The 24,273-nt window shown below is 69.3% G+C and carries 24 protein-coding genes; 12 read left to right on the top strand and 12 right to left on the bottom strand.

The genetic code is table 11. The features are described 5' to 3' along the window. Positions 1-16: 16 nt before the first annotated feature. From BM109_RS28220 to BM109_RS28175, 10 genes are all read right to left on the bottom strand, one after another. Positions 17-436, bottom strand: coding sequence for a F0F1 ATP synthase subunit epsilon (locus BM109_RS28220; protein ID WP_057593975.1), 420 nt, complete (start codon positions 434-436; stop codon positions 17-19). A 12-nt stretch (positions 437-448) separates the two neighbouring features. Continuing rightward, positions 449-1,849, bottom strand: a complete 1,401-nt coding sequence (atpD, locus tag BM109_RS28215) for a F0F1 ATP synthase subunit beta (RefSeq protein ID WP_093350318.1) — start codon at positions 1,847-1,849, stop codon at positions 449-451. 153 nt (positions 1,850-2,002) lie between these two features. After that, positions 2,003-2,410 carry a hypothetical protein gene (locus BM109_RS28210; RefSeq protein ID WP_093350315.1) on the bottom strand — a complete coding sequence of 136 codons (408 nt, stop codon included), beginning with the start codon at positions 2,408-2,410 and terminating at the stop codon, positions 2,003-2,005. Positions 2,411-2,499: 89 nt separating this feature from the next. After that, positions 2,500-3,375: a F0F1 ATP synthase subunit gamma gene (gene atpG / locus BM109_RS28205; RefSeq protein ID WP_057593978.1), complete on the bottom strand. Its 876-nt coding sequence runs from the start codon at positions 3,373-3,375 to the stop codon at positions 2,500-2,502. Between the two features lie 21 nt (positions 3,376-3,396). Next, positions 3,397-4,950, bottom strand: a complete 1,554-nt coding sequence (atpA, locus tag BM109_RS28200; RefSeq protein ID WP_093350313.1) for a F0F1 ATP synthase subunit alpha — start codon at positions 4,948-4,950, stop codon at positions 3,397-3,399. Between the two features lie 50 nt (positions 4,951-5,000). Further along, positions 5,001-5,531 (bottom strand): F0F1 ATP synthase subunit delta, encoded by a 531-nt coding sequence (locus BM109_RS28195; protein WP_093350310.1) that lies wholly within the window; start codon positions 5,529-5,531, stop codon positions 5,001-5,003. A 7-nt stretch (positions 5,532-5,538) separates the two neighbouring features. Beyond that, positions 5,539-6,009, bottom strand: a complete 471-nt coding sequence (locus tag BM109_RS28190; RefSeq protein WP_093350307.1) for a F0F1 ATP synthase subunit B — start codon at positions 6,007-6,009, stop codon at positions 5,539-5,541. Between the two features lie 34 nt (positions 6,010-6,043). Next, positions 6,044-6,307 (bottom strand): F0F1 ATP synthase subunit C, encoded by a 264-nt coding sequence (atpE, locus tag BM109_RS28185; RefSeq protein WP_057593982.1) that lies wholly within the window; start codon positions 6,305-6,307, stop codon positions 6,044-6,046. A gap of 61 nt (positions 6,308-6,368) precedes the next feature. Continuing rightward, positions 6,369-7,265 carry a F0F1 ATP synthase subunit A gene (gene atpB, locus BM109_RS28180; RefSeq protein ID WP_093350304.1) on the bottom strand — a complete coding sequence of 299 codons (897 nt, stop codon included), beginning with the start codon at positions 7,263-7,265 and terminating at the stop codon, positions 6,369-6,371. Positions 7,266-7,289: 24 nt separating this feature from the next. Next, a complete protein-coding gene (locus BM109_RS28175; protein ID WP_093350299.1) occupies positions 7,290-7,763 on the bottom strand; it encodes an ATP synthase subunit I in 474 nt (157 codons plus the stop codon). A gap of 126 nt (positions 7,764-7,889) precedes the next feature. Here BM109_RS28175 and BM109_RS28170 point away from each other — a divergent pair, with 126 nt between their 5' ends. From BM109_RS28170 to BM109_RS28115, 12 genes are all read left to right on the top strand, one after another. After that, positions 7,890-8,786 carry a D-amino acid aminotransferase gene (locus tag BM109_RS28170; RefSeq protein WP_093350296.1) on the top strand — a complete coding sequence of 299 codons (897 nt, stop codon included), beginning with the start codon at positions 7,890-7,892 and terminating at the stop codon, positions 8,784-8,786. Beyond that, positions 8,783-9,109, top strand: coding sequence for a YbeD family protein (locus tag BM109_RS28165; protein WP_093350292.1), 327 nt, complete (start codon positions 8,783-8,785; stop codon positions 9,107-9,109). Before BM109_RS28170 ends, BM109_RS28165 begins: the two co-directional genes overlap by 4 nt. 13 nt (positions 9,110-9,122) lie before the next feature. Continuing rightward, a complete protein-coding gene (locus tag BM109_RS28160; RefSeq protein WP_093350288.1) occupies positions 9,123-10,355 on the top strand; it encodes an MBL fold metallo-hydrolase in 1,233 nt (410 codons plus the stop codon). Continuing rightward, entirely contained in the window at positions 10,352-11,047 is a 696-nt protein-coding gene (lipB, locus tag BM109_RS28155; protein WP_057593987.1) for a lipoyl(octanoyl) transferase LipB, read from the top strand. Before BM109_RS28160 ends, lipB begins: the two co-directional genes overlap by 4 nt. 11 nt (positions 11,048-11,058) lie before the next feature. Continuing rightward, positions 11,059-12,042, top strand: coding sequence for a lipoyl synthase (lipA, locus tag BM109_RS28150; protein WP_093350284.1), 984 nt, complete (start codon positions 11,059-11,061; stop codon positions 12,040-12,042). 177 nt (positions 12,043-12,219) lie between these two features. Next, positions 12,220-13,752: a class I adenylate-forming enzyme family protein gene (locus BM109_RS28145; protein WP_093350282.1), complete on the top strand. Its 1,533-nt coding sequence runs from the start codon at positions 12,220-12,222 to the stop codon at positions 13,750-13,752. Between the two features lie 37 nt (positions 13,753-13,789). After that, on the top strand, positions 13,790-15,250 hold the full coding sequence (locus tag BM109_RS28140; protein WP_093350278.1) for a sensor histidine kinase: 1,461 nt from the start codon (positions 13,790-13,792) through the stop codon (positions 15,248-15,250). Continuing rightward, a complete protein-coding gene (locus BM109_RS28135) occupies positions 15,235-16,593 on the top strand; it encodes a sigma-54-dependent transcriptional regulator (RefSeq protein WP_093350275.1) in 1,359 nt (452 codons plus the stop codon). Before BM109_RS28140 ends, BM109_RS28135 begins: the two co-directional genes overlap by 16 nt. Before the next feature lie 147 nt (positions 16,594-16,740). After that, entirely contained in the window at positions 16,741-17,484 is a 744-nt protein-coding gene (locus BM109_RS28130; RefSeq protein WP_256222827.1) for a hypothetical protein, read from the top strand. Positions 17,485-17,503: 19 nt separating this feature from the next. Then, complete coding sequence (locus BM109_RS28125) at positions 17,504-18,748, top strand: MFS transporter (RefSeq protein ID WP_093350271.1); 1,245 nt, start codon at positions 17,504-17,506, stop codon at positions 18,746-18,748. Beyond that, positions 18,745-19,896 (top strand): SLC13 family permease, encoded by a 1,152-nt coding sequence (locus BM109_RS28120; RefSeq protein WP_093350268.1) that lies wholly within the window; start codon positions 18,745-18,747, stop codon positions 19,894-19,896. Before BM109_RS28125 ends, BM109_RS28120 begins: the two co-directional genes overlap by 4 nt. 120 nt (positions 19,897-20,016) lie before the next feature. Continuing rightward, positions 20,017-20,340: a hypothetical protein gene (locus tag BM109_RS28115; protein WP_093350265.1), complete on the top strand. Its 324-nt coding sequence runs from the start codon at positions 20,017-20,019 to the stop codon at positions 20,338-20,340. Between the two features lie 80 nt (positions 20,341-20,420). On the opposite strand, the gene BM109_RS28110 is transcribed toward BM109_RS28115, so the two are convergent. Together BM109_RS28110 and BM109_RS28105 are read right to left on the bottom strand one after the other, a co-directional pair. Then, positions 20,421-21,476, bottom strand: a complete 1,056-nt coding sequence (locus BM109_RS28110; RefSeq protein WP_093350262.1) for a fimbrial protein — start codon at positions 21,474-21,476, stop codon at positions 20,421-20,423. After that, the gene (locus tag BM109_RS28105; RefSeq protein WP_093350259.1) at positions 21,473-24,271 is read right to left on the bottom strand and encodes a fimbria/pilus outer membrane usher protein; all 2,799 of its coding nucleotides are present in this window, start codon (positions 24,269-24,271) and stop codon (positions 21,473-21,475) included. Before BM109_RS28105 ends, BM109_RS28110 begins: the two co-directional genes overlap by 4 nt. Positions 24,272-24,273 lie beyond the last annotated feature (2 nt).

The following is a 24,273-nucleotide window of genomic DNA, read 5'->3' as shown; positions in this document are numbered from 1 at the left end:
CAGCAAGCCCGCAGGCTTACTTCTTCTGACGGTACTTGCGCAGCGCTGCGATCTGCGCGGCCATCACGGCCAGTTCCGATTGCGCCATCGCGATGTCGATGTCGCTCTTGGCGTTCTTCAGCGCTTCCTCGGCGGCGGCCTTGGCCTGGTTGGCCTTCTCGTCGTCGAGGTCCTTGCCGCGGATCGCGGTGTCCGACAGCACGGTCACGGCGTTCGGCTGCACTTCGAGGATGCCGCCGGCGACGAAGACGAATTCCTCGTTGCCGTCGGCCGTTTCGATGCGCACGGCGCCGGGGCGGATGCGCGTGATCAGCGGGGTGTGGCGCGGATAGATGCCGAGCTCACCGGCTTCACCGGGCAGCGCGACGAACCTGGCTTCGCCCGAGAAGATCGACTCTTCCGCGCTGACCACGTCCACATGAATGGTGCCTGCCATGGTGATTCCTTCTTAAGCGACCTTCTTGGCCTTCTCGAACGCTTCGTCGATGCCGCCCACCATGTAGAACGCTTGTTCCGGCAGGTGGTCGGCTTCGCCGTTCACGATCATCTTGAAGCCGCGGATGGTTTCCGACAGCGGCACGTACTTGCCGGGCGAGCCCGTGAACACTTCGGCCACGTGGAAGGGCTGCGACAGGAAACGCTGGATCTTGCGGGCGCGGGCCACGGCGAGCTTGTCGTCGGGCGCCAGTTCGTCCATGCCCAGGATCGCGATGATGTCGCGCAGTTCCTTGTAGCGCTGCAGCGTGCCTTGCACCGAGCGGGCCACGTTGTAGTGCTCTTCGCCGACCACGTTCGGGTCGAGCTGGCGCGAGGTCGAGTCCAGCGGGTCCACGGCGGGATAGATACCGAGCGAAGCGATGTCGCGCGACAGCACCACGGTCGAGTCCAGGTGGGCGAAGGTGGTGGCGGGCGACGGGTCGGTCAAGTCGTCGGCAGGGACGTACACGGCCTGGATCGAGGTGATCGAGCCGACCTTGGTCGAGGTGATCCGCTCTTGCAGGCGGCCCATTTCCTCGGCCAGCGTCGGCTGGTAGCCCACGGCGGAAGGCATGCGGCCCAGCAGTGCCGACACTTCGGTACCGGCCAGCGTGTAGCGGTAGATGTTGTCGACGAAGAACAGAACGTCGCGGCCTTCGTCGCGGAACGACTCGGCGATGGTCAGGCCGGTCAGCGCCACGCGCAGACGGTTGCCCGGCGGTTCGTTCATCTGGCCGTAGACCATCGACACCTTCGAGTTCGGCAGGTCGTCGAGGTCCACCACCTTGGCGTCCGACATTTCGTGATAGAAGTCGTTGCCTTCGCGGGTACGTTCACCCACGCCGGCGAACACCGACAGACCCGAGTGGGCCTTGGCGATGTTGTTGATGAGTTCCATCATGTTCACGGTCTTGCCCACGCCGGCGCCGCCGAACAGGCCCACCTTGCCGCCCTTGGCGAACGGGCACACCAGGTCGATCACCTTGATGCCGGTTTCCAGCAGGTCCTGCGAGGGCGACAGTTCGTCGTACGCGGGGGCCTTGCGGTGGATGGGAGCGGTCAGCTCCTGGCTGACGGGACCGCGCTCGTCGATGGGCGCGCCCAGCACGTCCATGATGCGGCCGAGGGTGGCCTTGCCGACCGGCACCGTGATGGGTGCGCCGGTGTTGGTCACGATGAGGCCGCGGCGCAGGCCGTCCGACGAGCCCAGCGCAATCGTGCGCACCACGCCATCACCGAGCTGTTGTTGCACTTCGAGGGTCAGCGCGCTGCCTTCGAACTTCAAGGCGTCGTACACCTTGGGCATCTGGTCACGCGGGAACTCCACGTCGACCACGGCGCCGATACATTGGACAATTTTTCCTTCAGCCATGGCGTTTCCTTCTGGATGGATTCTCAATAAATTTGCGACAGGTTCTTGCAGAAGCGTCCTGGTGCCAATGCGGGCCGCTTTTGCAAGAATGCCGGCCGGGCCGGCATCCTCGAAGTCAATGACGATGCGTTCGGATTTCTGCGCTCGTCGTGCTCAGCACTTCATCGCCGTGGCTTGCGCGGCGAAAGCGTCCGACGCCGCCTTGCAGGCCTGGCCCAGGGCGGCCTTATCGGCCCCCATCGAAGCCCAGGTCGCCTTGGTCTGATCGAGGCTGGCCTTCATCGCGTCGGCGGCGGCACCACTTTGCGAGCTGACGCAAGCGCTGACCTTCGTCAGGTAGTCGTTGCACTCTTGCGGCAGGTCGGCGGCCGAAGCCGTCGGTGCTGCTGCAGCCGGTGCCGAGGCAGGCGCTGCCGGTGCCGCGGCGGGAGCCGAAGCAGCGGGAGCAGGCGCCGGAGCCGGTGCGGCCGCCGGAGCGGGCGCGGGTGCCGGTGCCTCTTCCTTCTTGGAACAGGCGGTCAGAGCGGCAGCCACGGCCACCAGAGCGAGAAATTTCTTCATTGAATCGAGTCCCCTTTTTTCTGAGCTGGGCCGTTGTCACCGGTCCGCGTACGGACCCGTGGGCAATGTGGCCCTGTGCATTGCCTCGATCAGACGCCCGCCGCTGCGGCCGCGCCCGACACGATTTCCGAAAGCTCCTTCGTGATGCCGGCCTGGCGGGTCTTGTTGTAGACCAGCTTCAGCTCGCTGATCACGTTGCCCGCGTTGTCGGTGGCGGCCTTCATCGCGACCATGCGCGCCGATTGCTCGGACGCCATGTTCTCGGCCACGGCCTGGTAGACCAGCGATTCCACGTAGCGCACCAGCAGCTCGTCGATGACGCTCTGCGCATCGGGCTCGTAGATGTAGTCCCAGGCGTGCTGGCCGCTCTCGACCTGCAGCGTCTCGGAAGCGAGCGGCAGCAGCTGCTCGACCACCGATTCCTGGCGCATCGTGTTGATGAACTTCGTGTAGCACAGGTACACGGCGCTCAGCTTGCCCTCGGCGTACGCGTCGAGCAGGACCTTGACCGGGCCGATCAGCTTGTCGAGGTGCGGCGTGTCGCCCAGCTGGGTGACATGCGACACCACGCGGGCGCCGATCCGGTTCAGGAAGCCCAGGCCCTTGTTGCCGATGGCGACCGCCTCGACCGCGTTGCCGGCCGACTGCTGCTCGCGCAGCTTGGCGGTGACGGCGCGCAGCACGTTGGTGTTCATGCCGCCGCACAGACCCTTGTCGGTCGTGACGACGATGAAGCCCGCGGCCTTGGCCTCGTTCTCCTTCATGAACGCGTGCGTGTACTCCGGATTCGCCTGGCCGAGGTTGGCCGCGATGTTGCGGATCTTCTCGCTGTAGGGGCGGGCGGCGCGCATGCGTTCCTGCGCCTTGCGCATCTTCGACGCGGCCACCATTTCCATGGCCTTGGTGATCTTCTTGGTGTTCTCCACCGATTTGATCTTGCCGCGGATTTCCTTACCAGCTGCCATGAGGATTCCTTTGGGGGTCGATCAGGCGAACGACTTCTTGAACGAGGTGATCGCCGCGTGCAGTTCGGCTTCCGAGTCCTTGTCGATCGCCTTGGCCTGTTCGATCTTGTCGAGCAGGGCCGCGTGGCTGGTCTTGAGGAACTGGTGCAGGCCGTGCTCGAAGGCCAGGACCTTCTTGACGTCGAGATCGTCCATGAAGCCCTTGTTGACCGCGAACAGCGACGCGCTCATCAGCGAGATGGACAGCGGGCTGTACTGGGCCTGCTTCAGCAGTTCGGTCACGCGGGCACCGCGGTCGAGCTGCTTGCGGGTGGCTTCGTCGAGGTCGGAAGCGAACTGCGCGAACGCAGCCAGCTCACGGTACTGCGCGAGGTCGGTACGGATACCGCCCGACAGGCCCTTGATCGCCTTGGTCTGTGCCGACGAACCCACGCGCGACACCGAGATACCGGCGTTGATGGCGGGGCGGATGCCGGCGTTGAACAGGCTGGTTTCCAGGAAGATCTGGCCGTCGGTGATCGAGATCACGTTGGTCGGCACGAAGGCGGACACGTCGCCGGCCTGCGTTTCGATGATCGGCAGTGCGGTCAGCGAACCGGTCTTGCCCTTGACTTCACCCTTGGTGAAGGCTTCGACGTAGTCGGCGTTCACGCGGGCCGCGCGCTCGAGCAGACGGCTGTGGAGATAGAACACGTCGCCGGGGTAGGCTTCGCGGCCCGGCGGGCGGCGCAGCAGCAGCGACACCTGACGGTAGGCCACGGCCTGCTTCGACAGGTCGTCATAGACGATCAGGGCGTCCTGGCCGCGGTCGCGGAAGTATTCGCCCATCGTGCAGCCCGAGTAGGCCGACACGTACTGCATGGCGGCCGATTCCGACGCCGATGCGGCCACCACGATGGTGTAGTCCATCGCGCCGGCTTGTTCGAGGGAGCGCACCACGTTCTTGATCGACGAAGCCTTCTGGCCGATCGCGACGTAGACGCAGGTCATGTTCTGACCCTTCTGGTTGATGATCGCGTCGATCGCCACGGCGGTCTTGCCGGTCTGGCGGTCGCCGATGATCAGCTCGCGCTGGCCACGGCCGACGGGCACCATCGAGTCGATCGACTTGAGGCCGGTCTGCATCGGCTGGTCGACGGACTTCCGTGCGATCACGCCCGGTGCGACCTTCTCGATCACGTCGGTCATCTTGGCGTTGATCGGACCCTTGCCGTCGATCGGCTGGCCCAGCGCGTTGACCACGCGGCCGATGAGCTCGGGGCCCACCGGCACTTCCAGGATGCGGCCCGTGCACTTGACGGTGTCGCCTTCGGAGATGTGCTCGTACTCGCCCAGAATCACGGCGCCGACGGAATCGCGCTCGAGGTTCAGCGCCAGGCCGTACGACGGAACGCCGTCGGCCGTGGGCGGGAACTCGAGCATTTCGCCCTGCATCGCGTCCGACAGGCCGTGCACGCGCACGATGCCGTCGGTCACCGACACCACGGTGCCCTGGTTACGGATGTCTGCGCTGACGCCAAGCCCTTCGATGCGGCTCTTGATCAGCTCGGAAATTTCTGCGGGATTGAGTTGCATGACTCTTTCCTTCTTTCAATAAATAGGGCTTACCGCGGCGACAGACCGCCTCAGGCGGTGAGCGCAGCTTTCATTTGTTCGAGCCGGGCCTTGACGGACATGTCGAGCACCTCGTCGCCGACCACGGCACGGATGCCGCCGATCAGTTCGGGGTCGATCGCGACGCTCGTCTTGAGCTTGCGACCGAAGCGGCGCACGAGCGCCGCCTCGATGTCCTGCAGCGCGGCGCCTTCGATCGGGAAGGCGCTGTAGATCACCGCATCGGACGAACCGCTGCTGGCGTTCTTGAGGGCACGGAACTGGACCGCCACCTCGGGAACGGCCGCGAGGCGGCCGTTGTCGAGGACGGTGCGAAGGAAGTTCGTGCCGAGGTCCGGCAGCGGCTGGGACAACAGGCCGGCGACCAGGCCGACGACCTGCTCGGGCGCGACCTTGGGATTGGCCGCGAACTGCAGCAGCTGCGGGTTCCCGACGACGGCGGCCAGCTGGTCGATCCAGCCGGTGGTGGCGTCGAGGTTGCCGGCACTGGCCTGGAACAGCGCTTCAGCGTAGGGACGGGCAATGGTCGCGAGTTCGGCCATGTCGTCCTCAGAGCTCGGTCTTCAGGCGCTGGAGCAGGTCGGCATGGACGCCGGCATCGACTTCCTTGCGGAGAATCTGCTCGGCACCCTTGACGGCCAGCGCGGCAACCTGCTCGCGCAGGGCTTCGCGGGCACGCACGGTCTGCTGCTCGGCCTCGTCACGGGCAGCCGCGACGATCTTGTTGGCCTCTTCGTTCGCACGGCCCTTGGCTTCTTCGATGATCTGCTGGGCGCGGCGCTCGGCGTCGGCCAGACGGCTGGCGGTCTCGGTGCGAGAAGCCGACAGTTCCTGTTCGACGCGCTGGTTGGCGGACTGCAGTTCGGCCTTGGCCTTGTCGGCGGCCGCCAGGCCCGCGGCGATCTTTTGTGCCCGGTCATCCAAAGCCTTCGCGATCGGCGGCCACACGAATCTCATCGTGAACAGCACGAGCAACAGGAAGACGATGGCCTGAACGAACAGGGTCGCGTTGATACTCACGGCAACACCTTTCTAGAGTGGCGTTGAAACCGGATTACTTCGGCAGGGCGGACAGGAAGGGGTTGGCGAACGCGAACAGCAGGGCGATGGCCACGCCGATCAGGAAGGCCGCGTCGATCAGACCGGCCAAGATGAACATCTTGGTCTGCAGGTCGTTCATCAGTTCGGGCTGACGGGCCGACGATTCCAGAAACTTGCCACCCATCAGGGCGATACCGATCGATGCACCGATAGCGCCGAGACCGACGATCAGACCACAGGCGAGAGCAACGAGACCGAGAACGTTGGATGCTTCCATGATGACTCCTTAGATTTAACTGGATGAATGCAAAAGAAAAAGAACGAAAGGGAACCGAGCCTCAGTGGGCCTCATGAGCCTGGCCCAGATAAATGAGCGTCAGCATCATGAAAATGAATGCCTGGAGCGTGATCACCAGAATGTGGAAGATCGCCCAGACAGTACCGGCAATGACGTGGCCCACTGGCAACAGCACTCCCGAGAACGACGCAGCCATCGCGCCGCCCATGAGCGCGATCAGCATGAAAACGAGTTCGCCCGCGTACATGTTGCCGAACAGCCGCATGCCATGCGACACGGTCTTGGCCACGTACTCGATGATCTGCATCAGCAGGTTGACAATGCCGAGGATCACGGCAAACGCGGGGTTCTTGCTGGTGCCGAACGGCGCGGTCACCAGTTCGTGCGCCCAGCCGCCGACGCCCTTGATCTTGATGCTGTAGAGCAGGCACAGCAGCAGCACGGAGGTCGACAGGCCCAGCGTGGTGGACAGGTCGGCCGTGGGCACGGCGCGCATGTACGCGTGGTGCGGATCGTGGCCGGCAACTTCATGCAGCTTCGCCCAGATGGCCGGCAGCAGATCCACCGGCAGCATGTCCATGGCGTTGAGCAGGAAGATCCAGACGAACACCGTGAGCGCGAGCGGCGCGATGAACTTGCGGCTCTTGGCGTTGTGGATGTTGGCCTTGGTCTGGTTGTCGACCATCTCGACCAGGATCTCGACCGCGGCCTGGAAGCGGCCCGGCACGCCCGACGAGGCCTTGCGCGCGGCGAGCCAGAGCACGAAGCAGCCCAGTGCGCCGATGATCAGCGCATACAGGACGGAGTCGAGATTGATGATGTTGAAGTCGACGATCGACTTCTGCACCACGGGATTGAGACTCCAGTCGACCTGCCAATGCTGGAGGTGATGAACGATGTACTCACTCGCAGTCGGTGCGTGTCCTTCGGCGGCCATCTTCAGCGTCTCTTTTTTAAACAGTCAAATCCGGTTCAACAACCTGGGCCGCACCACGAGCGCGATCCAGTACGTCTTCAGGGCGGCGATCACGCCAGCGACCAGCGCCAGCCAGTTCAGCCCTCCGACCAGCCACGGTGCCGCGACCAGCATGGCCACGGTCAGCACGATCTTGATCGACTCCCACACAAAAAACCTCAGCATGGCAGCGGACTGTGACACTGCTCCCGTTCCGCGCCGTACGCCTCGAACGAACAGCGCCGCCGGTACAGCCACCGCCATCGCTCCGTAGAGCGCCGACACGGCGGCGGACGACAGTCCAGTCCACACCCATGCAACTCCCGCCACGATCACTCCCAAGGCCACTTGGGCCCCGATCACCCACCAGGGCGACAGTTCGGGATTTTGCTCGCGCAGCCGCTGCGCCTCTTCGGGCGTGAGCGGCTCGAAATCAGAGATTTCGGCCTCGGGTTCAGCTTCAGGGGTCTTGGTTGTCATTTGGAATGCGACCCCTTGCCTACCGCGAATTCTACAAAGCCTCTGATTATAAGGACAAACCCGCGCCGATCCTGACATCTTGGGCGCACAAGCGACACCTTCGGCCCGGCGCTCATAATTTGCGCCATGCAATCCCTGCCCGCCACCCTGTGCCATCTCGATGGCGAATACCTTCCGCTGCGCGACGCGAAGATCAGCGTCCTGGACCGCGGCTTCATCTTCGGCGACGGCATCTACGAAGTGATCCCGGCCTACGACGGCCACCTGTTCTGCCTCGACGAACACCTGGCCCGGCTCGAGCGCTCGCTCGCCGAGGTCCGCATCCCGAACCCGCACACGCGCGAGGGCTGGCGCGCGCTGGCCGGGCGGCTGGTGGCCTCGGCGGCCGGCGAAGCCAGCGTTTCGGTCTACATCCAGGTCACGCGCGGGGTGGCGCCGCGCGACCACGCGATGGTCCAGGGCATCGTGCCCACCGTCTTCGCGATGGTCAACACCCTCACCCTGCCCAACGCGGCGGCGCGCACGGACGGCGTGCGATGCGTGACGGCCGACGAGTTCCGCTGGGCCAAGGCGCACATCAAGAGCACCAGCCTGCTGGGCGCGGTGATCGCGCGCCAGATCGGCGTCGACGCGGGCGCGACCGAGACCGTGATGTTCCGCGACGACTGGCTCAGCGAGGCCGCCTCGAGCAACGTCTGGGTGGTCAAGGACGGCACCGTGCTCGGCCCGCCGCGCGACAACCTGGTGCTGACCGGCATCCGCTACGGCCTGCTCGAGCGCCTGTGCGCCGAGCACGGCATCCCGTTCGCGCTGCGGCGCATCGCGCGCGAGGAGGTGTTCGCGGCCGACGAGCTGATGATCTCCTCGGCCACCAAGGAGGTGCTGCCCGTGACGCAGCTCGACGACCGGCCCATTGGCAATGGCCGACCCGGCCCCATCTACCAGAGCTTGTACGCGGCCTACCAGGAGGCCAAGCGACGCAACGCACAGGCGCAGCAGCCGCCACGAGGAGTATCCGCATGAGCACCGAACGTCCCGACACGCCCGCACCGGCCGCCGACGCGGCCGACGCCGTCACCGATCCGCGCAAGGATTCGCTGATCGAGTACCCCTCGCAGTTCCCGATCAAGGTGATGGGCGCGAAGGTCGACGGCTTCGTGCACGCGATCACCCAGATCGCCGAGCGCTTCGACCCGAGCTTCGACGCCACCACCGTCGAGCTGCGCGACAGCAAGGCCGGCAACTACCTCGGCGTGACGATCACCGTGACCGCCACCAGCCGCGAGCAGCTCGACGACATCTACCGCGCCCTGTCCTCGCACCCGATGGTCAAGGTCGTGCTCTGAGCACGAGCGAGCGATGCCGCGTTCCGCGCTGACACGCTGGCGGCACCTCGCGGCCGCGCTGTGCGCGGGTGGCCTGGCGGTGGCCTGCTCCACCGCCCCCAATCCCTACTACGACGCGAGCCGCCCGCATCACCGCAGCGACGGCTTCCAGGACAACTACATCGAGTTCCAGCCCAAGAACTTCTTCATCGACGTGCTGGTGCGCTGGCAGATCCCGTCGTGGTTCAAGGGCCTGCCGAAGGCGCCCGAGGCGCCGCCGCCGGTGGTGAAGCCCGAGCTCGCGCTGCTGCGCGCCAACGCCACGGCGCAGCCGATGCGCCCCACCGCCACCTTCATCGGCCATGCCACCGTGCTGGTGCAGCTGCCGACCGCGAACGGCGGCCTCAACGTGCTGACCGACCCGGTGTTCGGCGAACGCGCCTCGCCGGTGTCCTTCGCGGGCCCGAAGCGCTTCCAGCCGCCGGGCCTGGCGCTGGCCGAGCTGCCGCGCATCGACCTGGTGCTGATCAGCCACAACCATTACGACCACCTCGACGAAGCCAGCGTGAAGGCGCTCGCCGCGCAGGCCGGCGGATCGCCGCTGTTCGTGGTGCCGCTGGGCATCGCGCCCTGGCTGGCCGAGCGCGGCATCGCCAACGCGGTCGAGCTCGACTGGTGGGACAGCCTCGAGCTGCCGCCCGGCACCGGTGCCGGCAGCGCCCCGCCGCAGGCTTCGCAGGTGCGCATCCAGCGCAACGGCGCGGGCCTCGCGGCCGCGACGGACGCCACCCAGGTCTTCCTCACGCCCGCCCAGCACTGGAGCGCGCGCGGCCTCGGCGACCGGCTGAAGACGCTGTGGGGCGGTTTCGCCGTGCTGTCGCCGAAGCTGCAGCTCTTCTATTCGGGCGACACCGGCTATTCGCGCGACTTCGCCGACATCCAAGCCCGCTTCGCGCCGCGCCAGGGTCCGGCCCAGGGCGGCGGCTTCGACCTCGCGCTGCTGCCCGTGGGCGCCTACGAGCCGCGCTGGTTCATGAAGGACCAGCACGTGAATCCCGAGGAGAGCGTGCGCATCCACCGCGAACTCGGCGCCAAGCGCAGCCTGGGCGTGCACTGGGGCACCTTCGCGCTGACCGACGAGGCGCTCGACCAGCCGCCGCGCGACCTCGCCGCCGCGCGCCAGGCCCAGGGCGTGGCCGCCGACGATTTCTTCACGCTCGCCATCGGCGAGACCCGCACCCTGCCCGAGCGGCAGCCCCCACGATGAGCACCGACACCGCAGCGCCCCCCATCGCCCTCGACCGGCAAGGCCGCGTCGACTACGCCGCCACCTTCGCCGCGATGAAGCAGTTCACGCTGGAACGCACGCCCGACACGCCCGACGCGCTATGGATTTGCGAGCACGCGCCGGTCTTCACGCAGGGCATCGCGGGCCGTCAGGACCACATCCTCAACCCCGGCGAGATCCCCGTGGTGCAGACCGACCGCGGCGGCCAGGTCACCTTCCACGGCCCGGGCCAGGTGGTGGCCTATCCGCTGATCGACCTGCGCCGCGCGGGCTACTTCGTCAAGGAATACGTCTACCGGCTCGAGGAGGCGGTGCTGCGCACGCTGTCGCATTTCGGCGTCACCGGCCACCGCGTGGCGGGCGCCCCCGGCATCTACGTGCGCCTGGACGACCCGTTCTCGCACGCCGCCCTCACCGGCCCGCGGCCCGAGCACGACCCGTTCCGCGGCCTCGGCAAGATCGCCGCGCTGGGCATCAAGGTCAGCCGCCACGCCACCTACCACGGCGTGGCGCTCAACGTCGCGATGGACCTCGAACCCTTCTCGCGAATCAACCCTTGCGGCTACGCCGGGCTGCAAACGGTCGACCTTTCTACAATCGGCGTCCAATCCACATGGGAAGAAGCCGCCGCCGTGCTGGGCCGCAAGCTCGGTACTTTCCTGGCGCCTTGACGAGAACTCCAATGAGCACCACCGAAGTCGTCCGCGACGCCCAGAGCGCCGAAACCTACAACCCGCTGGCCAAGCAGAAGGCCGCGGCCAAGCTCTCGCGCATCCCCGTCAAGGTGATCCAGCAGGGCGAGGTGCTCAAGAAGCCCGAGTGGATCCGCGTCAAGGCCGGCAGCCCGACCACGCGCTTCTACGAGATCAAGCAGATCCTGCGCGAGAGCAACCTGCACACGGTCTGCGAGGAAGCCTCGTGCCCCAACATCGGCGAATGCTTCGGCAACGGCACCGCCACCTTCATGATCATGGGCGACAAGTGCACGCGGCGCTGCCCCTTCTGCGACGTGGGCCATGGCCGCCCCGATCCGCTCGACAAGGACGAGCCGCTCAACCTCGCGAAGACCATCGCCAAGCTGCGCCTGAAGTACGTGGTGATCACCAGCGTCGACCGCGACGACCTGCGCGACGGCGGCAGCCAGCATTTCGTCGACTGCATCCGCAACATCCGCGAGCTCTCGCCGATGACGCAGATCGAGATCCTGGTGCCCGACTTCCGCGGCCGCGACGACCGCGCGCTCGAGATCCTCAAGGCCGCGCCGCCCGACGTGATGAACCACAACCTCGAGACCGCGCCGCGCCTGTACAAGGAAGCGCGCCCGGGCAGCGACTACCAGTTCAGCCTCAACCTGCTGAAGAAGTTCAAGGCGCTGCACCCCGAGGTGCCGACCAAGAGCGGCATCATGGTCGGCCTCGGCGAGACCGACGAGGAGATCCTGCAGGTCATGCGCGACATGCGCGCGCACGACATCGACATGCTGACCATCGGCCAGTACCTGTCGCCGTCGGGCTCGCACCTGCCGGTGCGCCGCTATGTGCACCCCGACACCTTCAAGATGTTCGAGGAAGAGGCCTACAAGATGGGCTTCTCGCACGCGGCCGTGGGCGCGATGGTGCGTTCGAGCTACCACGCGGACCAGCAGGCGCACGCGGCCGGCGTCTGAGCCGCGCGAGCCCCTGCAACGAGCGGCCTCCGGGCCGCTTTTTTCATGGCGCGGCCCGTCGCCTCGGGCTCACCGGGCGTCGGGCATCTTCGCTATCCTGCACGACCGGCAACGACCGAGGACCCGACCTTGCAGCAACCCGCTTCCGCTTCTTCCGACGCTTCCTTTCAGGCCCTGATGGAACGCGACTTCGGCGTGATCGCCGACCTGATCCGCTTCCACGCGCACAACACCCCCGAGCGCCCCGCGCTCGCCGACGCCGCGCAGCAGCTCGACTACCGTGCGCTCGACGCGCTGATGGACCGCATCGCCGCCAGCCTGCAGCGCGACGGCCTGCGCGCCGGCGACGCGATCGCGGTCTGCGCCGCCTCGTCGGTGAACTACGCGGCCGTGTTCCTCGGCGCGCTGCGCGCGGGCGTGGCGGTGGCGCCGCTGGCCCCGGGCTCCACGCCGGCCAGCCTGGCGCGCATGATCTCGGACGCCGATGCGCGCATCCTCTTCGCCGACGCGGGCGCGGCCGAGGTGATCGGCCCGGCGCAGCCCGGCGGCATCGCGCGCGTGGCGCTCGACGGCTCGGCCATCGGCCGCTCGCTGGCCGACTGGCTCGCGCCCGAGGGCGCCACGCCCGAGCCCGCCGACGTGCAGCCCGGCACGGCCTTCAACATCATCTATTCCTCGGGCACCACCGGCGAGCCCAAGGGCATCGTGCAGGGCCACGGCATGCGCTGGGCCCACGTGCAGCGCGGCGCCAAGTACGAGTACGACAGCCACACCGTCACGCTGCTGTCGACGCCGCTGTACTCGAACACCACGCTGGTCGTGTTCTTCCCCACGCTGGCCTTCGGCGGCTGCGTGGTGCTGATGCCGAAGTTCGACGCGCTCGGCTACCTGCAACTGGCCGAACGGCATCGCGTGACCCACACCATGCTGGTGCCGGTGCAGTACCAGCGGCTGATGGCGCATCCGCGCTTCGACGCGCACGACCTCTCGGCCTACCGCTTCAAGTTCAGCACCAGCGCGCCCTTCAATGCCGCGCTCAAGGCCGACGTGCTCGCGCGCTGGCCCGGCGGGCTGATCGAGTTCTACGGCATGACCGAGGGCGGCGGCACCTGCATCCTCGAGGCCCACCTGCATCCGACCAAGCTGCACACCGTGGGCCAGCCCGCACCGGGCAGCGACATCCGGCTGATCGACGAGGAAGGCCGCGAGCTGCCGGCCGGCGACACCGAGGTGGCCGGCGAGGTGGTCGGCCACTCGGCCGGCATGATGACCGGCTACCACCGCCAGCCCGAGAAGACACGCGAGGCCGAATGGTTCGACGCGACGGGCAAGCGCTTCATCCGCACCGGCGACGTGGGCCGCTTCGACGCCGACGGCTTCCTCACGCTGTTCGACCGCAAGAAGGACATGATCATCAGCGGCGGCTTCAACATCTACCCGAGCGACCTCGAGGCGGTGCTGCGCTGCCATGCGGCCGTGGCCGACGTGGCGGTGGTCGGCGTGCCCTCCGAGCAATGGGGCGAGACGCCGATGGCCTTCGTGGTGCGCCGCGAGGGCGATGCCACCGCTGCCGAGGCGCTGCTGCAGTGGGCCAATGCCCAGGTCGGCAAGACGCAGCGGCTCGCGGGCCTGGCGCTGATCGACGAGCTGCCGCGCAGCGCGATCGGCAAGGTGCTCAAGCGCGAGCTGCGAGAACGCGTCCGCGGCTGACGCGCCGCGACCCGAAGACCGGGCAGGATCGCGGCAGATGAAATCCCTGCGCGGTCAACTGGTCTTCTTCTGGGTGCTGCTGCTCGGCATGTGCGCCGCGCTCGCGGTCGTGATGTTCACGCTCTACCGCAGCAGCGCGGGCGCCCAGGTGGCGGCCGGGCGCGCCGCCACCGAGCAGTCCTGCCGCGCGATCGCGGCGCGCTACGCCAAGTCGATCGCCGCGCCCGCGCCGCCGCGGCCCGAGGTCGACCTGCTGCGCGTGCTGCTGCAACTCGTGCTGATCGAGGCGCCGCAGGTCGAGGGCGGCGTCTGGCACGCGGTCGACGGTCCCCTGGCCTACGCCTTCCCGACCTACGAGGGCAGCGGCGTCAAGCGCGACGTGCCCGCGGCCGAGCAGCCGCTGATCGCCCAGCTGGCGCAGCTCGCGGCGCGCACCCGCCAGCCGCAGACCGACGTGGTGCGCGGCAGCCGCGAGGCGCTGATCGTCTCGGCCTGCCCGCTGCCCGCGCCGGCCGACGACCTCGCCGCCTGGACCATGACGCGCACCAGCGGCGGCGCGCTCGCCGCCCAGGACAGCCTGCGCACCGGGCTCGGCGTGCTGCTGTTGCTGGTGCTGGCCTCGGGCCTGTGGCTGGGCTCGATCCTGCTGCGCGGGCTGCGCCACGTGCAGCGCCTCGAGAGCCGGCTGGCGCAGGCCGACGCCGACGGCGACGCCATGCCCGAGCTGCCGCGCACCGGCGTGCGCGAGCTCGACCGCATCGTCGACGGTTTCAACCGCTACCGGCTGCGCTTCGAGGAGGCGCGCGCCCACCTGCGCGCGGCCGCGCAGCAGCGCAGCCGCGACCAGCGGCTGGCCGCGCTGGGCCGCATGACGGGCGGCATCGCGCACGAGATCCGCAACCCCATCGCTACCATGCGGCTGAAGGCCGAGAACGCGCTGGCCGCCTCGCCCGAACGGCAAGGCCCGGCGCTGCAGGCCATCGTCGGCCAGATCGACCGGCTCGACGGACTGGTGCAGAGCCTGCTCGCGCTGGTGCAGCCCGTGACGCTGGCACCGGTGCCGGTGCCGCTCGCGCGCTGGCTCGAGGAGCGGCTGGCGGCCGTGGCGCCGAAAGCGGAAGCCGCGGGCGTGCGGCTCGTGCTGCGGCACGAGGCGCCCGACAGCGCCGTGTTCGACCCCGTGCACCTGGCCCGCGCCATCGACAACCTGCTCGACAACGCCGTGCGCCATGCGCCGCGCGGCGGCGAGGTCGTGCTCGCGGCGGTGCAGCCCGATGCGCGCACGCTCGCGCTGCGCGTCGACGACGACGGCGCGGGCGTGCCCGAGTCGCTGCAGGCCAGCCTGTTCGAGCCCTTCGCCACCGGCCGCGCCGACGGCACCGGCCTGGGCCTGGCGCTGGCGCGCGAGGTGGCGCTGGCGCATGGCGGCGAGCTGCGCCACCTGCCGCTGGCGCCGGGCACCCGTTTCGAACTGGAGCTTCCATGGCGCACCTCCTGATCGTCGACGACGACGACGCTTTCCGCGACACGCTGGCCGAAACCCTCGAGGGCCTGGGCCATGGCGTGACGGCCGTGGCCGGCGGCGCCGAGGCCCTCGAGGCGCTCGCGCACACGCGCTTCGACGCCGTGTTCCTCGACCACCGCATGCCCGGCATGGACGGCCTGCAGACGCTCTCGGCGCTGCGCGCCCGCGCGGGCCGGCTGCCGCCGGTGATCGTGCTGACCGCGTTCTCGAGCGCGGGCAACACCATCGAGGCGATGCGCCTGGGCGCCTTCGACCACCTGGCCAAGCCGATCGGCCGCGAGGCGGTGCGCGAGGTGCTCGAGCGCGCGCTGCAGCAGCGCACGGCGGCCGCGCCTTCGTCCGCTCCCGACGACGAGGACGACGCCGCGCTGATCGGCCCGGGCGAGGCCATGCGCGAGGTGCACAAACGCATCGGCCTGGCCGCCGCCAGCGCGATGCCGGTGCTGGTGCTCGGCGAGACGGGCACCGGCAAGGAAATGGTGGCGCGCGCGCTGCACCGCCATTCGGCGCGCGCCGGCGGGCCCTTCGTGGCCATCAACTGCTCGGCCATCCCGAAGGAACTGCTCGAGAGCGAGCTGTTCGGCCATGTGCGCGGCGCCTTCACGGGCGCCACCGGCGAGCGGCTCGGCTGCTTCCGCGCGGCCGACGGCGGCGTGCTGCTGCTCGACGAGATCGGCGACATGGCGCTCGACGTGCAGGCCAAGATGCTGCGCGCGCTGCAGGAGGGCGAGGTCACGCCGCTGGGCGGGCACCGCACGGTGAAGGTCGACGTGCGCGTGGTCGCCGCGACCCACCGCGACCTGCGCGCGGCCGTGCGCGAGGGGCGCTTTCGCGAGGACCTGCTGTACCGGCTCGACGTGCTGTCGATCCGACTGCCGCCGCTGCGCGAGCGGCTGGCTGACATCATCCCGCTGGCCGAGCACTTCCTGCGCCGCGCGGTCCCGCGCGATGCGACCGAGCCGCCGAAGTCGCTGTCGGCCGAGGCGGCCCGGCGCCTGCTCGGCCACCCCTGGCCCGGCAACGTGCGCGAGCTGCGCAATGCGATGGAGCGCTGCCAGGCGCTGGTGCGGCACCGCGTGATCGGCGACGCCGACCTGGCCGCCGCGCTGGGCGCCGCGCCGGCCGCCGATGCCGCGCCGGCGCTGCCCGCGGACTGGCTCGAGGGCGAGCTGCCGATGGCCGTCGAAAGGCTGGAGCGGCTGCTGATCGCGCATGCGCTCGCGCAGACGCAGGGCAACCGGGCCGAGGCGGCGCGCAGGCTCGGCATCCACCGCCAACTGCTCTATCGCAAGCTGACGCAGTACGGCCTCGAATGACGCGGTGTCCGGAAAGCGGACGCCCGCTGTCTCCGGATCATCCGGGCGCCGCCGCGGCGACGCCCGCAAGTCCTTGATTTCAAAGGATTTCGGTGCTGGCACGTTGCGTGAGATGTCTTCGGGACATCCACCCGCAAGGAGCCTCCCATGACAGTCCGCACTCCCTTGATCGCCGCCGCCATCCTGTTCGCGGGCGGCACGGCCTTCGCCCAATTGCCGCCTCCGCCGCCCGGCGCCCCGCTGCCCCCGAGCCCCGCCGCCGCGGCCGCCGCGCCCGAGGCCGGCACGGTCGTCACCGGCCGTGTGCAGCGCTTCCTGCTCAACCCCGGCGGCGAGGCCGACGGCCTGCTGCTGGCCGACGGCACCCAGGTCGCGTTCCCGCCGCACCTGTCGGCCGACGCCATGCAACTGCTGCAGCCCGGCGACACGGTGCAGGTCGGCGGCTGGCGCGCGCCCGGCGTGCCGGTGCTGCGCATGCGCTCGCTCGAAGCCAACGGCCGCAGCCTGGTCGACACCCCGCCCGCGCCCGGCATGGCGCCGCCGCGGCCGCCGCGCGAACCGGGCGCGCTCGATGCGCTGAGCGCGCAGGGCCGCATCGAACGCCTGCTCTACACCGACCGCGGCGACGTGCGCGGCGCGCTGCTGGCCGACCAGACCATCGTGCGCTTCCCGCCGCACGTGGGCGCGATGTACCGCGACCAGCTGAAGCCGGGCGCCGAGCTCCATGCGCGCGGCTGGGGCACGCGCGGCGCGCAGGGCACGGTGCTCGAGGCCACCGGCCTGGGCCCGACGGCGGACACGGTGGCCGAGGTGCTGCGCGGTCCGCGTCCGGGCGCGGGTCCCGACGCGGGCCCGGGTCCGCGCCCCGCCCCGCGCGGCCCGGCTTCCTGAGCTTCGGCCCCGTCCCGCCATGACGACCGCGCCCACCCGCCGCAGCCTGCGCGCCCTCGATGCGCTGGCCTTCTTCGCGCCCGACATCCAGGGCGGCGTCGGCCCCTTCCTCGTGGTCTTCATGGCCGGCACCTTGGCCTGGGATCCGCAGCGCATCGGCAGCGTGATGTTCGTTTCGGCGCTGGTCGGGCTGGCGGTGCAGGCGCCGGCCGGCGCGCTGATCGACAGCGTGCGCCGCAAGCCGCGCTGGATCGCGGGCGCGGTCGCGCTGATCGCGCTGTGCCTGGTGGCGATGGCCCAATGGCCGCTCTACGGCACCATCCTCGCGGGCCAGTCGCTGATCGGCGCCGCGGGCACGCTGGTCGCGCCCGCCCTCGCGGCCACCAGCCTCGGCATGGTGGGCCGCGCCGGCCTCGACGCGCGCATCGGCCGCAACGCCGCGATCACCGCGGCCGGCACGGTGCTGTGGGCGCTGGGCACCGGCTGGGTCGGCCATGCCTTCGGCCCGCGCGCGATGTTCTTCTACGCGGTGGCGATGGCGCTGCCGACCATCGCGGCGGCGCTGCTGATCCGCGACCGTGACGTCGACCCGCGGCTGGCGCGCGGCGCCGACGCGCCATCCGATGACCTCACCCCGGGCACCGTCCGCTGGCATGACCGCCGCCTCGTCGTGCTGCTGGCCTGCGCCTTCCTGTTCCACCTGGCCAATGCCGCGATGCTGACGCTGGTGGCGCAGAAGGTCGGCTCGCGCACCGGCGCCGCGGCCACGCTGTGGCTCTCGGCCGGCGTGATCGTCACGCAGCTGGTGACCATCCCGATCGCGATGGCGGTCGGGCGCTGGGCGCCGCGGCTCGCGCGCAAGCCGGTGTTCCTGGTCGGCTTCGCGGTGCTGCCGGTGCGCGGGCTGCTCTACCTGCTGGCCGACAGCCCCGCCGCGCTGCTCGCGCTGCAGGTGCTCGACGGCATCGGGGCGGGCATCTTCGGCGTGATGCTGACCCTGATGATCGGCGACCTCACGCGTGGCAGCGGCCGCTTCAACTTCGCGCTCGGCCTGGGCGCGGCCTGCGTCGGGCTGGGCGCGGCGCTCAGCAACCTGCTGGCGGGCAGCATCGCGCACGCGGCCGGCTACGGCACCGCCTTCGTCGTGCTCGCGGCCATCGCCGCGGCGGCGCTCGCGCTGTTCGCGCTCGCCATGCCCGAAACTCGGGGGCGGGAAGCGCGTGCCGCGCACGCTCCCGCCGCCCTGACCACCGCCGCTCCATGACCAAAGACACCGCGTCCGTCCTGCCCCCCGCCACCGCCGCCGCGGACACCGCATCGCCCCATGAGGGCGGCGGCAACGGCCTGCTCTGGGTGCTGGTGGCGGTGGCCGTGCTGTTCGCCTTCCTGCGGCCGCGCGCGCCGCTCGACTGGCTGAAGCTAATCGACTGGCAGACCGTGGGCGCGCTCGCGGGCCTGCTCGCGATCACCCAGGGCGTGGAGAAGAGCGGCGTGCTGCAATCGGCCGCGCAGCGCCTGCTGGCGCGCACCACCAACCTGCGCCAGCTCGCGCTGCTGCTCGTTGCCAGCGCCGCCGTGCTGTCGGCGCTGGTCACCAACGACGTCAGCCTGTTCCTGCTGGTGCCGCTCACGCGCGTGCTCGCCACCCAGGCGCACCTGCCGCTGGCGCGGCTGGTGGTGCTGGAGGCGCTGGCGGTCAACGCGGGCTCGGCGCTCACCCCGATCGGCAACCCCCAGAACCTCTACCTGTGGCACCGCAGCGGCGAGAGCTTCGCGGGCTTCATGGGCATGATGGCGCCGACCGTGGGCGTGATGCTGTTCTGGCTGTTCGCCGCCGTCTGGCTGCTGGTGCCGCGCACCGCGATCGCGCTCAAGCCGGCGGCCGACAGCGCGCCGGTGCAGCCGCGGCTGCTGGCGCTGTCGGGCCTGCTGTTCGTGGGCTTCGTGATCGCGCTCGACCGGCACTGGCTGGCCGCGGGCCTGGCGGTCGTGTTCGGCGCCTACCTGCTGTTCCAGCGCCGCGTGCTGCGCGACGTCGACTGGGCGCTGCTCGCGATCATCGCGCTGATGTTCGTCGACCTGCGCCAGCTCGCCGAGCTGCCCTTCATCGCCGCGCTGATGACGCAATGGCCGATCGCCGAGGGCTGGCGCGCCTACCTGGCGGCGATCGTGAGCTCGCAGTTCATCAGCAACGTGCCGGCCACCATCCTGCTCGACCGCTACGTGCACGACCTGCCGGCGCTGGCCGCCGGCGTGAGCGTGGGCGGCTTCGGCTGCGTGCTGGGCTCGCTCGCCAACCTGATCGCGCTGCGGCTCGCGAAGCTGCCCAACGGGCTGCGCGAGTTCCATCGCCTGAGCGTGCCCTTCCTGCTGGTGTGCGCGGCCTCGGCACTGCTACTGCGGCTCGGGTGACGGCGGCGGCGGGGGCACGCGGCCTCGAACGCGTGCGCGTTGAGCAACATCGCCCGTGTCCGACGAGCGCGCGCGCTTTTTGTGGCTAGAGTGGAGACTCCCGAAGAAAGGAGTCATGGCATGGACAAGAAGAACAACAGCGAGGATTTCGAGATCACCCCCAAGCTCGTGTTCGACATGAACCTGGCGCTGTACCTCGACCTGGTCGCGGCGCTGGAGGGCGCGGGCGCCGTCACCTACCGCCAGATGGCGGCGCGCGTGCTCAACATCAGCATGGATGCGCGCGCCGACGGGGAGCTCGGCCTCTCGACCGCGCTGGAGGGCATCGCACAAGGCTTCGCGGGCCACGGCGACGGACTGTCGATCGAGCTGCTGAAGGCCGCGCGCGGGCTGCGCGAGGATGACGCGATGGGCGACATCCCGATGCGGCCGGACGTGGACTGAACGCGAAGCGGCGACGGCCGCTCGCCGGCCCGGGTGCTCACCGGGCCCAGCGCATCCATCTTGCGGATCGCCTTGCCCAGTTACTTGTAGTCGAGCGTGAAGGTCGCCATGCCGTTGGCCTGCCCCGGCGTCACGGTGTTGCCGGTCTGGAAATAGCGCGCGGTATAGGGCAGCACGTAGTCGCCGTCCTTCGACGGCCCCACCAACGCGTCGTCGCCGTACTTCACCGGCACCTTCTGGCCGTCGATGATCTGGATGCCCACGCCGGTGGCGGTGGCCGAGCCGCTGGCCTGGCTGATGCGCAGCACGCCTGCATCGCCGGCCGGATCGGGCGTGGCATCCATGCGCAGGTAGACGGTGTTCTGCGTGCCGACCCCGGCGTTGCATTTGAGCCGGATGTTGAAGTTGCGCTCCGCCGCGGTCGTGCCCCGGCCCTTGAAGTCGCTCTGCGGCACCTTGCCGAACACCACCGGAATGTTCTTCGAGCCCGTGTCCACGAGGCAGCTGGGCGTGACGATGGTGATGGCGTCGCCGTCGACGCGGGTGGTCACGGCCGAGCCGCCCCGGTCGCCGGAATAGGTGGTGTAGATGCCGCTGACCAGCGGTCCGCTGCCGGTGACGGGGGCGATCTTGTAGAGCTCGACCACGAAGTCCGCGTTGGTCGCGAACGATCCGAACGTGGTGGTGGTCGACAAGGTGTGCGGGTAGTACACATCGGGCGGGTTGCCCCCCGTGGCCCGTCGCAGCAGGCGGATGCCGATGCCCGCCACGTTGGTGGCGAAGACTTTTTCCTTCCCCGACCACTCCGCGCCCACCGCCGCGGAATTGATGACGCCGAACAGGGTGCCGCCGCCGGAGCAGGTGAATGGCGTGTTGTTCGAACCCGCCTGGTAGATGGGGAAGGTCTTGGCCGTGGTGATGAGGCTGCCCACGGGCAGGTCCGGGCTGACGACGATGCGTCCCATCACCATGTTGATGTTCTTCGGGACGTAGCCGCCCGCGGTGTTCAGCGAGCACAGGGCACTCGCCTCCTGCGCGGCCACAAGCAGCACGAGCCCGGCGATCAGCGAGGCGCCGCGGCGCAGCGGGGAGGAGAAGAACGCCTTCATCGCGCCCGACGGATTGCTGCGGTTCATTCCGCTCCCTTCTTCTTTGCTCGCGGCGCGAACAGCGCCGCACTGTCGACCGCGCTGCCGATGCACTGCCCCGTGAATTCGCGGATCGGCGGCGGATTGGCGTCCTCGGGCAGGGTGTAGGCCACCGTGCACTGGTCGTTCGCGCCCTGGCCCCAGCGCACCGTGAGGCTGCCGCTCTGGCCCGCGCCGGTCACGAAGGCCTGGCCGTCGGGGCCGACGATGCCGACCTCCTGGCCCGCCTCGTTCTCGATCTTCGAACCCAGCGGCAGCACGCGGCCCTTTGCGTCGCTCAGCGTCATCAGCAGGCGGAAGCCCACCGAGGTCTCGAACTTCGCGACCACCACGGCGCCGCGCGTGGGCACCACTTCCATCGCCGCGTTCTTCACCTCGACGGTGTCGCCGAGGTCGCCGGTGCGCAGCGCGAGGCGGTTGAGCCGGTACGGGCTCAGGTTCGGGATGACCGCGTTGCCCGCGCTGTCGGTCGCCACGCCCGGCTGCGATTCGAAGCCCACGCCACCGGCCTTGGGCGCCTGCACCAGCGCGATGGTTTCGCCCAGCGGCTGCGACAGGGTGACGCCGCCGCCATGCGCCAACAGGCCGCCCGACATGCCGAAGGTGGTCTGGCCGTAGCCCTTGCCCTGCGAGTGGCCGACGTCGAAGCGGCCCACGGGCGAGAGGTAGCTCGCGCTGGCGCTGCCGCTCGAGCCCTGGCCGTCGGCATTCGAGTGGCCCGCGGTGACGTTGTAGTTGAGCCGGCTGTCCTCGAAGGCACTGCCGTAGACGCTGGCCTGCTGGTTGAGGCGCCCGTCGTTGTCGCGGCTCACGGTGTACTGCGCGCTGGCGCGCGTGTCGCCCAGCGGGATGCTGACCATCACCATGAGCTGCCGGCTGACCGGACGGATCGAGCCGGTGCTGAAGCTGTTGATGCCGCCGTTGTTGGTGCTGTAGTTGTAGAAGACGCTGTAGCCGAACTGCTTGTAGCTGCCCGAGTAGCCGATCTGCACCAGCCGGTCCTTGGCGGGCGTGCCCCAGTAGGTCTGCTGGCGCGCCGAGGCGAACACCGAGCCCCAGCTGCCGATCTGCTGCGAGAGTTCGAAGCGCAGCTCGTTGCGGCGGCTGTTGAAGTTGTCGGGCAGCAGCAGGCCCTGCATCTGTGCCGCTTCCTGGAAGGTGCGGTAGCCGCTGGTCGAGTAGCGGTAGCCAGCCACGCGGAAGTTGGTGCCCGAATCGACGAAAGCCTTCGAATAGAGGAAGCGCAGCGACTGGCCGTTGTAGGTCTTGTCGAAGCGGTCGACGGTGCGCGCGGCCGAGAGGTCGAAGGAGACGGCGCCGAAGGCGCGCATGTTCTTGCCCAGGCCCACCAGGCCCGACTGGTACTTGCGCGCGGCGATCAGGCCGCCGTACACCGAGTACTCGTCGGGCAGGCCGCGCGCCAGGGTGGCCTGCAGGAACACCGGCTCGGCCGGCACCTGGCTCGGCAGCAGCGGGTTGGTGTTCACGTTGTCGTAGCCGTTGCGGTACTTGCCCACGGTGGCCGAGTAGCGCCAGGTGCCCTCGCGCAGCAGGGTGGGCACGGCCGAGAAGGCCTGGGTGTACTTGGTCTGGCGGCCGTCGGCCTCAGTGATCGTGACCTCGAGGTCGCCGCTCGAGGCGGTGGGATACAGGTCGTCGAGCACGAAGGGCCCGGGCGCCACGAAGGTGCTGTAGACGATGTAGCCGTTCTGCCGCACGGTGACGCGCGCATTGGTCTGGGCGATGCCGCGGATCGTGGGCGCGTAGCCCTGCAGGCTGTCGGGCAGCATCGCGTCGTCGGAGGACACCTGCACGCCGCGGAACGGCAGGCTGTCGAAGAAGTTGCCGGGCGTGTTGCCGTCGCCGATCAGCAGTTGGCCATTGATCGAGGCCAGGTCGCGTTGCGCATAGCTGGTGACGCCCTGCCAGCGGCTTCGGCCATCGAGGCCGTGGTTGTAGGTCGAGTAGTGGCGAAAGCGCCAGTCGCCCATGTTGAAGCCCGCCCGCACGCCCGCGAAGAAGGTGTTGCGCTGGAGCGTGTTGCGGTTGCGGTTGAACGGATCGGCGGCGTCGAAGACGTTGAGCTGCGGGTTGGTCAGCGGGGTGTCGTTGCGGTAGTTGCTGCCGCTGAAGCGCGAGTAGTTGAGCTGGTAGTCCAGCATGAAGGCGGTGATGCCCTTGTCCCACTTCTCGGGGCCCACGGCGCCGCGCGCGCTGCGCTTGAGCGCGGCCTGCGGAATGCTCAGGAACAGGCGCTGGCGCCCAGCGTCGTAGCTGAGCTTCGACTCGGGGATGGCGTTGACGAGGTCGATGCAGGCCTCGTCGGCGGCAGCGGCGATCGACGGGAACACCGCGACGTTCACGCCCCAGGTGTCGAGCAGGCCGCGCGTGAGGCAGGCCACCGCGTCGTTCGTGCCTTCCTTGTCCTCGAAGCGGACCTCGCTCTGGCCCACGCCGCGCTCGTTGAGCGAGACGTCGACGGTGTACTTGCCCGCGAGCACGCGGTTGCCGAACGAGAACAGCGAGAGGTCGGCATTGGGCTGGTCGCCGCCGATGCCGAGGAACTCCTCGTTGAAGCTCGAGGCGGCCAGCTGCTGCTTCTGCGCGACCTGTGGCTTCTGGGGCGCGGGCGCCTGCTCCTGCACCGGCGCGCCCTGCGCACCGTGCGTGCCGAGGGCCGCGAGCACCGCGGCGCACAAACTCAGGCGGAACGGCGCGCGCAGGGCGCCGCCGGCCACCGGCGCGCGCCGGATCGCTGAAAGGGACGGGATGCGGCGGCGCATGG

This window comes from Variovorax sp. PDC80 (assembly GCF_900115375.1).
Lineage (GTDB): Bacteria > Pseudomonadota > Gammaproteobacteria > Burkholderiales > Burkholderiaceae_C > Variovorax.
The sequence above is the reverse complement of the archived record's forward strand: the minus strand, read 5'-3'. Positions and strand labels throughout refer to the sequence as shown.